This window comes from Endozoicomonas sp. G2_2 (genome assembly GCF_017744135.1).
GTDB lineage: Bacteria > Pseudomonadota > Gammaproteobacteria > Nevskiales > Salinisphaeraceae > Salinisphaera.
In genome coordinates this window covers 23427-30268 of the sequence record NZ_JAGHQU010000023.1, presented here as the reverse complement: position 1 = coordinate 30268, position 6842 = coordinate 23427, and the positions used below count along the sequence as shown (strand labels likewise).

At 57.3% G+C, this 6842-nt stretch carries 5 protein-coding genes; 4 read left to right on the top strand and 1 reads right to left on the bottom strand.

Features of this window, described 5'->3' with window-relative positions:
- The first annotated feature begins 488 nt into the window (after window positions 1–488).
- Together J7355_RS17320 and J7355_RS17315 are read left to right on the top strand one after the other, a co-directional pair.
- Entirely contained in the window at window positions 489–2009 is a 1521-nt protein-coding gene (locus J7355_RS17320; protein ID WP_209064964.1) for a hypothetical protein, read from the top strand.
- 160 nt (window positions 2010–2169) lie between these two features.
- Window positions 2170–2397 (top strand): hypothetical protein, encoded by a 228-nt coding sequence (locus J7355_RS17315; protein WP_209064962.1) that lies wholly within the window; start codon window positions 2170–2172, stop codon window positions 2395–2397.
- A 671-nt stretch (window positions 2398–3068) separates the two neighbouring features.
- On the opposite strand, the gene J7355_RS17310 is transcribed toward J7355_RS17315, so the two are convergent.
- The gene (locus J7355_RS17310) at window positions 3069–3851 is read right to left on the bottom strand and encodes an SHOCT domain-containing protein (protein WP_209064960.1); all 783 of its coding nucleotides are present in this window, start codon (window positions 3849–3851) and stop codon (window positions 3069–3071) included.
- A 542-nt stretch (window positions 3852–4393) separates the two neighbouring features.
- On the opposite strand from J7355_RS17310, the gene J7355_RS17305 reads away from it, so the two are divergent.
- On the top strand, window positions 4394–4810 hold the full coding sequence (locus tag J7355_RS17305; RefSeq protein ID WP_247740072.1) for a GFA family protein: 417 nt from the start codon (window positions 4394–4396) through the stop codon (window positions 4808–4810).
- A 297-nt stretch (window positions 4811–5107) separates the two neighbouring features.
- Window positions 5108–6814, top strand: a complete 1707-nt coding sequence (locus J7355_RS17300; RefSeq protein ID WP_209064956.1) for an AMP-binding protein — start codon at window positions 5108–5110, stop codon at window positions 6812–6814.
- The last annotated feature ends 28 nt before the right edge of the window (window positions 6815–6842 follow it).

Below are 6842 nucleotides of genomic sequence, written 5' to 3'. Positions count from 1 at the left end.
GGCCATGGAGATCTCGCAGGACTGGCAGACGGGGCGACGCTATCTGAATATGAGCGAGGACGACAGCGAATAGAACGATTACGCCAACGTCAGGATCGCGTTTTTACAGAAAGAATGTTGCTTAATCCTTGAGATGGCTACCCCAGAAGATCCTCCTTCATCGACTGAATCGCCTCATCGCGTTATGGAACGTGGAATGTATCAGTCCGCGGTTGGCGTGAACCGACTCAGGAACAAGGAAGGAAGTGGTCACGGTAGGCCTTGGGTAGCTAGCTTGGGAGTAGTCGAAGCCGAAGCGGCAATTGAGCTTGCCGGGGTCGTCGCCGGCTATATGCTGGATAAACTGGACAATCGCTAACAAAACGCTGCATTTGACCGCCCAAAGCGCTGCCGCGCTTCGGGTTCCCTGCGCAGCCTTCGGCTGCTCCGGCGGCAACTGAGCTTCGGCGTTGGGCGCGCTAAACGCACAAAAAATATAAGGAGGAACTGTGGCGTTATATGCACAGCTAGGTTTCAAAAATCATCCATTCCTTAAAACGAACGCGGATGAAGAAGATGCTCTTGAATCCTATTTTGTTCCGCCTCCATATTTCGACGCGGTGATTGGCGATTCTAGTGCCCCAAGTTCCTCAGTTGTTTTAGCTCCTCGTGGTTCAGGAAAGACTGCTCAACGTCGCATGGTGGAGGCAGAATCGGTCCGTAGTAACTTCTTAGCAGTCACTTACGACAGGTTCGAGTTTAGTTCCGGTCAAAAAATTTCGGAAATTACTCTTCAGTACCATCTGAGGAATATCATCACAAGGGTTTTGGTTTCTTTCTTGTCGTATCTAAGCGAGCAAAGAAATGTAGCGGAATTAATATCTAAAGACGAGAAAAAACAACTTTCGATTTTTATCAACGGTTATTTAGGTGGGCTGACAGGTGATGGTATTCAGGAGCTATTGGCTGAGTTAAAGAGTCTGCCCGACAAATTTAAAGATTTCTGGCGTAATCATGTTGGCTTCATGGAGTCAGTAATAAATTTTCTGCTGCGGACTTATGACCTTGAAAAAATAGATCTCCCAGACGCCAAGCAAGAGGAAAAGCGCCTCGGCGAAACGTACAAGCATCAACTTGAGACGTTGTTGTCGCTGGTTCGGAAAATAGGGTTTGAATCTATTTACGTACTGATAGATAGGCCAGACGAGACAGAGAAGACCGGAAACAATCCAGACGCGACATATCAGTTGATAAAGCCGCTTATAAGGGATCTCGAACTTTTAGGACTAAGGGGTTATGCGTTCAAGTTCTTCTTGTGGGATCAGATTGAGCCTTACTACAGGGCAGATGCGAGGCCTGACCGAGTCGCGCAATACGAGCTGAAATGGACTCGAAACGGGCTAAAAGAGGTGCTCTCGAGAAGACTTAAGTCATACAGCGACAACCGAGTCGAAAATTTTGATCAATTGATGGCTGAGCCCTGCGGCATTGACGATCATTTATGCCTGCTGGCCAACGGATCCCCTCGCAATCTGATTCGTCTTTGCGAGACTATTTTCGCCATTCAGGCAGAGCGTAATCTTGATTCCAACAGGATTACGATTTCGGCAATTGATCAAGCTACTGTTATTCATAGTGAAAAAGTTTTTATTGAGAGCCATGGCGAAAATGTACTAAAAGATCTCCAGAGAATTGGACAGGAGCTTTTCACTACGAACTTTGTTGCTAACGACATTCTTAAAATTTCTGGCAATGGGGCCAGAAATAAAATTACGGCTTGGGCCAACCTAGGCATCGTTGCCCAGGTTGGAACAGTTATAGTGCCGCCCGCAACTAGGCCGACGCATCTATACGGCGTAATTGATCCATGCGCAGTTCGTATAATACATAGGAATGTCCCATTTGAGGACTTCGTTCAGGATCGCTGGCTGCCGTGCGATCATTGTCTAACTGATAATTTGATAAGTTTGGAGTTGTACCCAGAAGGCGAGGATCCATTGTGTCGACAGTGCGGTCGCATATTATTGTAATTATGCCCAACAGGTCGCTGCAGGTGACCGCCCAAAGCGCTGGCGCGCTTCGGGTTCCCTCCGCGGGCTTCGCCCGCTCCGGCGGCAACTGAGCTTGGGCGTTGGGCGTCAATTCCCCCAAGAGTGCTATTCTGAAGCTAAGCGTGTTGAAAGATAAGCAATGTCGAAATTAGATGGTCTGAAAGAAGAACTCGCCTATCTCAAACTGTGGCTGGGGATCATGATTGTGACCGGCATTAGTCTCATTGGTTGGTTGCTGACGAGCATTCATTCTGCCTCGTGGTTCCTGTTGCTTGGCGGATTCATTGCCTTGCTTTCTATTGCCATCGGATGCTCGGCTCTTCATCGTCAAATCGAGGTCAAAATCAAAGAGATTTCGGAGTTGTAGCTATGGAAATTGTAATGGGTTTAGTGCTTGTGGCTGGCGGCGGTTTTCTTACCTACCTTGCCTTGGATGCCGTTCGCCGCGCCAAGTAGTTCATAGCCACCCAACAGATCGCTGCAGTTGACCGCCCAAAGCGCTGGCGCGCTTTGGGTTCCCTCCGCAGTCTTCGGCCGCTCCAGCGGCAACTGCGAAATTGGGATCAGGTCTTGTATTGTGCATCGCGACCAGCGCCGTTGTGACTGATCGTACATTTCACCGTTAAACCGAACACTCGTCGCCATTCTCGAGCTACGGCGTAAGAACCCAGTCTGCGGACTTATCAATCATCGTGAACCAGCTTTGCCGGTGATAGTATTCCGTGGGACTACATCAAGTGCATCAGGGAGTTGTCATGAATCAGGTTATCTATCTTGTCGGTCTCGTGGTCGTTGTGATTGCGGTTCTTTCGTTTGCGGGCATTCTTTAAGACAAGACTTGTTTAAGACGACGCGCGGCGCGTTGCGGTACGCGCTCGGCGATTCGCGGTAACGCTGCCAACGACGCCGGTAAAAAAGCGCCCGAAGTGACGGCTGGGGTGGCCAACGCTTCGGGCTTTTTTATTGGTTCGGGTCAGGGCGTGCCGGGCCGTATCGATTCTTGTGCGAATGCCTGGCGACAGGTTGCCCTCCGTCGAGCTAAAGGCGGTTTAGCAGCGCCTGCTTCTTCGCGTTGAATTCGTCATCCGTTAGAACGCCTTCGCGGTGAAGGGCGCCGAGCTTTTCGATGGCTTCGAGAATTTCCATGCTGCTTTGGGGCGTGGCTTGCTCGGCTGCGGCGGGCTCGCCTGATCTGTGTTCGGTGGCCGTTGCGTTGCCGGCGGGATTGTTCCTGTCGTCGTCGCATCGTGCCAGCTCGTCCAGCGGCAGTTCGCCGAACGGTGTTGTGAAGACGAGAGTTGCGCTCGTGCCTTGCTGCGCCTGTGCGATGCCGGTGATGCAATGGTCTGCGGTCTTGTACAGGTCCACCTGATCGCCGCTGCGGATCGCCATACGCGCGGCGTCGTCGAAGAAGGCATAGGCCAGGTCGTCGGTGTGGCCGGTGGCGACGGGGTCGCCCCATTCATGGGGCCACCAGCGTTGGCGCGGGCTGACGCTCGTATCCCAGGCGCGGGCTTCCGGGCTGATGCGTCTGTAACCGGATTGGCCGGGCGCGTGTTGTGCGCGCAATAGTGCGGACAACCGGTTGCACAGGGATTCGATGGCGTTGTTGAGCACGCGGTCGCCGGGCGTGGTCGTCATCATCAGGCCGCCGCGCATCCACTGGCCGGGGCCGTGGAATTCGGGATGGTCGAACATCGCCATGTCGCCACCACCCTGGGTGACGGCTTCAAACAGATGTCGTACCGCGTCTTCACTGAAGCCGTATTGCCGGCTGAATTTTGCGAGGCGGGCGTTGGTGTCGGCGGCGGTTTCGGTCATGGGCGTGTGAAAGATCGTATTGTCGGAGAATCGAGGGCGTTGCTGTCGGTGCTTGCCGTCGCCCGGTTTCAAGCACGATAACCGGGTGGGGCCGATGCGGTGCCGAAAAATCGACGAGAGCGGTGATCGCGCTGGTGCTCCGGCGCCCGCGCGTCAATGTGAGGCGCGGTATCTGGCGCGTGATCGGGTTCATATGCCGGTGTGCGATGTGGTGCGGCTGAAAATTCGTCGTTCCTCGTGCGGCTGGTGATACGATCGAATGCGATCACAGACGCCGTGATCGCAGTACGCATATTGGAGCCCACAATGCGCAATATCATCTATCTGATCGGTCTCGTTGTCGTGATCGTGGCGGTGCTTTCCTTCCTCGGCGTCATGTAGCGGCATGCGCTGATGCTCGGCACGCCGGCGGTCGACGACCGCTGGCGTGGCCCGAGCCGCCGTCGCACGCACGGATTGTCGGCGCGCAACGCGCGGGCCGGTTTTCAACCGCCGATGTGCGCGGCCCCTGTGTCGGTCTTCCAGCGGGATGGGAGGTGGCGATGACGGGTGATGTTTTCGAGGGCGGCTGCCAGTGCGGTGCTGTTCGTTACCGCACCCGCGGTGCGCCGATGGTGGCGGCGATTTGCCACTGCAGCATGTGCCGCCGGGCGCACGCCGCGCCTGCGGTCGGCTGGGCCATGTTTCAGCAAAGCCAGGTGGTGTTTACCGGCGCGCTGCTGCGCGAGTTCGCGTCGTCCGAAGAGGCTAGGCGCGGCTTCTGCGGCGCATGCGGCACACAGATCAGTTTTACCGCCAGCTTCCTCCCCGGACTGATCGATATTGCGCTGGGTAGCCTGGACGAACCGGAAGCGATCGTTCCGCAACTGCATTACTGGCATTCCCGGCATCTCGGCTGGGCCGAGTTTGCCGATGGCCTGCCGCGTTATCCCGAGCTGCCGCCGTTCGACGAGGACTAACGCGCCGACGCCTGAGCTGCGGTGGCCATTCTGATATCGAAAACCTGCCGGGTTTCTGCTCGTTCGGCTACGGCGTGGTACCGCTTCGGCGAGACCATCCAACGTATTGATCAGCCAGCCGAGCCCAGCGGCGCGCCGTATTCATGGCTCGTGCACAACGGCGCTTGACGTGGACCGCCGGACAGCCAAAACTCGAAAGGAAGGGCGGTTTCGCATAGTTACGATAAATGTGACTTATACATACAAATAACCCGCCTGCAGATAACGACAACAAGCCCACACTCTGGAGGAGGAGTCATGGCGACCAACCCGGATGAGTTTGCATCCAGCGCGTCGACGAGCGCGCGCCCCGCTGTAGCCCCCATGCCCGAGGTCGACGCCCAGTCGCTGGCGCAGACCATCGAAGCCCATGCGCAGACCGCGCCCAACGCGCCGTGCCTGGAATATCTCGGTGTATCGATCAGCTACGGGGAACTGGATCGCTGGGCGAATCGCTTCGCGAATCTTCTCAAGGAACTGGGCGCCGGCCGCGGGGATGTGGTCGGTTGCCACCTGCCGAACACGCCGCAATACGTGATCGCGCTGGTTGCAGCTTCCAAACTGGGGTGTGCCGCTTCGGGTGTGTCGCCGCTGCTGACCGCGCCGGAGTTGAAGTATCAGGTCGAGGACGCGGGCATTCGTTTTCTGGTGACGCTGGATCGCCTGTATGAAACCGCGCTCGGCCCCAACGACGGCAAGCTCCCGAACCTAAAGGCGGCGATCGTCTGTTCGCCGATCGATTTCCTGCCCGGCTGGAAAAAGACGCTCGCGCATCTGCTCAAGAAAGTGCCCAAGTTCAAGCTGCCGGCCACGCAGCAGCTCAACCTCGTCGCGTTCTGGTCGGCGATCAACGGCGCGGACGACAGCCGTGTGGCCAGCGAGGTGGCGATGGACGACGTGGTGCTCATCCAGTACACCGGCGGCACCACCGGCAAGCCCAAGGGCGCAGAGCTGACGCTGCGCAACACGCAGTCCAACGCGGCGCAGAGCGAAACGATGGTGGACTACGCCATGGGCGAGGAGACGTTCGCGTCTGTCTTCCCGTATTTCCATGTTGCCGGGCTGGGCGTGTGCCTGATGGGGCTGCGCAATCGCGCCAAGCTGATCGTGGTGCCGGACCCGCGTGATCTGAAATCGTTCTGCAAGGCGATGCAGGCGCATCCACCGACGTTCTTCGGCAATGTGCCGACGCTCTACCAGATGCTGCTCGGCGAGCCCGAGTTCGCCAAGGTGGATTATTCCAGTCTCAAGATCGCGGTCTCCGGCGCGGGCCCGATGCCGGCCGAGCTGATTCCCAAGATCGAGGCCGTGATCGGCCGGGGCAAGTTCTGCGAGGTCTACGGCCTGACGGAAACCAGCCCGTTGCTGACCATGAACCCGCTGGGCAAGGCCAAACCGGGCACCGTGGGCGTGGCGCTTGCGGGTACCGATATCCGGATTGTCGACGCGGAGACGGGCGACCAGGAGATGCCCGTGGACGAACCGGGCGAACTGGTCGCCAGCGGGCCGCAGGTGTTCGGCGGCTATCTCGGCCTGCCCGAGGAAACCGCGAAGGCGCTGCGCGAGTTCGACGGCAAACGTTTCTTCTATACCGGCGATATCGCCAAGCGTGATGCCGACGGGTATTTCACCATCTGCGACCGCAGCAAGGACATGCTCATCGTCGGTGGCTACAAGGTGTTCTCGGTCGAGGTGGAGAACGCGCTCAAGGCCATGGACGAGATCGAGCTGTCGGCGGTGATCGGCAAGCCGGATCCCGAGCGGGCCGGCAACGATCAGGTCAATCTCTATGTGCAGCTGTCCGCGGATGCGCAATCGCAGCCGCAGGATCAGGTGAAAGAGCGGATTCTGGCCTTCTGTCGCGAGCATCTGGCGCCGTACAAGGTGCCCAAGCAGATCCACGTGATCGACGAGATTCCGCTCACGCCGGTGGGCAAGGTCGACAAGAAGGCGCTGCGCAACTAGGCATTGCGCCGACAGACAAGGGCCGGCG

Excerpts from the sequence above, each read along its gene's own strand:
- J7355_RS17305 (WP_247740072.1), top strand. The coding sequence starts at position 4,394 with ATGACGGGTGATGTTTTCGAGGGCGGCTGCCAGTGCGGTGCTGTTCGT.
- J7355_RS17310 (WP_209064960.1), bottom strand. The coding sequence starts at position 3,851 with ATGACCGAAACCGCCGCCGACACCAACGCCCGCCTCGCAAAATTCAGC.
- J7355_RS17300 (WP_209064956.1), top strand. The coding sequence starts at position 5,108 with ATGGCGACCAACCCGGATGAGTTTGCATCCAGCGCGTCGACGAGCGCG.
- J7355_RS17315 (WP_209064962.1), top strand. The coding sequence starts at position 2,170 with ATGTCGAAATTAGATGGTCTGAAAGAAGAACTCGCCTATCTCAAACTG.